General features: G+C 67.3%; 1 protein-coding gene. It reads left to right on the top strand.

Features of this window, described 5'->3' with window-relative positions:
* Positions 1–217: 217 nt before the first annotated feature.
* On the top strand, positions 218–1,429 hold the full coding sequence (locus tag AB0O48_RS34515; protein ID WP_357256211.1) for an IS110 family transposase: 1,212 nt from the start codon (positions 218–220) through the stop codon (positions 1,427–1,429).
* The last annotated feature ends 22 nt before the right edge of the window (positions 1,430–1,451 follow it).

Genomic DNA, 1,451 nt, shown 5'->3' with positions numbered 1-1,451 from the left:
CTCCATAAGATTGTTGATGTCCGGGATCGATGTCTCGGATGCCCGGAGCGGTGGGGTGTGGCTGATGGCTGCTTGCCCGTGGTGGTTCCGAAGGAGTAGCCGCCCTGTCGTTCTGCGATGGCCTGGCTGCTGATTGAAATCTGCGTGTTGGTCGCTGTTTATGGAGCTGCCGGCAGTGCCGTCGACGGGGTCACGCTCGATGGGGAGGTTCGGGCCGGTGAAGGTCCGGGAGCAGATCTGGATCGGTATCGATGTCGGCAAGGCGCATCACCATGCGTGTGCGGTCGACGGGACCGGGAAGGTGGTGTTCAGTAAGCGGTTGGCCAACGGCCAGGCCGAGATCGAGGCGTTGATCGCCCGGGCGGGCAAGGCTGCCGGGCAGGTGCGGTGGGCCTTGGATATGACCTCGGGGACTGCGGGTCTGCTGCTCGCGGTGCTGCGCCGGGCCGGTGCGACGGTGATGTATGTGCCCGGCCGGCTGGTCAACCGGATGGCCGGCGCGTTCGCCGGGGAAGGTAAGAGCGACGCTAAAGACGCCTTCACCATCGCCGAGACGGCCCGGCTGCGCCACGACCTGACCGAGGTCACCAGCCCGGACCAGGCCATCGCCGAACTGCAGGTCCTGACCGCCCGGCGGGAGGACCTGATGGGTGACTGGGTGCGCGGCGTCAACCGGCTGCGGGACCTGCTCGCGTCGATCTTCCCCGCGCTGGAAGCAGCGTTCGACTACTCGACCCGCTCGGCTTTGGTGCTGCTGACCGGTTTCCAGACCGCCGCCGGTATCCGCGATGCCGGCGCCGACAGGGTGGCCGAGCATCTGTTGGCGGGTGGCGCCTGGGCCAAAGGCATCCCGGCCATGGTCGACAAGGCCTTGGCCGCAGCGGCCGCCCAGACGATCGCGTTGCCCACCGAGGCTGCGGTGGCTCCGCTGATCGCTCGTCTCGCCGCGCAGTTGCTCGACCTGGACCGCGAGATCAAGAACCTGGACAAGCAGATCACCATCACGTTCGAACAGCACCCACACGCGGCCCGGATCACCAGCGTGAACGGATTCGGGCCGATCCTCGGCGCCCAACTGCTCGCCGACACCGGCGGAGACCTGCGAGCCACGTTCGGCAGCTCGTCGCGGCTGGCCGCCTACGCCGGACTTGCCCCGGTATCCCGTGACTCCGGACGCGTACGCGGAAACCTGCACCGGCCCAAGCGCTACCACCGCGGCCTGCGCCGCGTGTTCTACCTCGCCGCATTGTCGGCGATCAGACCCGAAGGCCCATCGCAAGTCTTCTACCGGCGTAAACGCGCCGAGGGCAAAATCCACACCCAAGCCCTGATCGCCCTGGCCCGCCGCCTGATCGACGTCGTCTGGGCACTGCTGCGCGACGGCCGCGAGTTCCAACCCACACCACCGCTGACCGCGTCTACGGCTTGACTTGGTCATTGAAACTCCTTCG

Origin of the sequence: Micromonospora sp. NPDC085948, from assembly GCF_040686315.1 — a bacterium.
Taxonomy (GTDB): Bacteria; Actinomycetota; Actinomycetes; order Mycobacteriales; family Micromonosporaceae; genus Micromonospora.
This window is presented reverse-complemented; position numbering and strand designations above follow the sequence as displayed.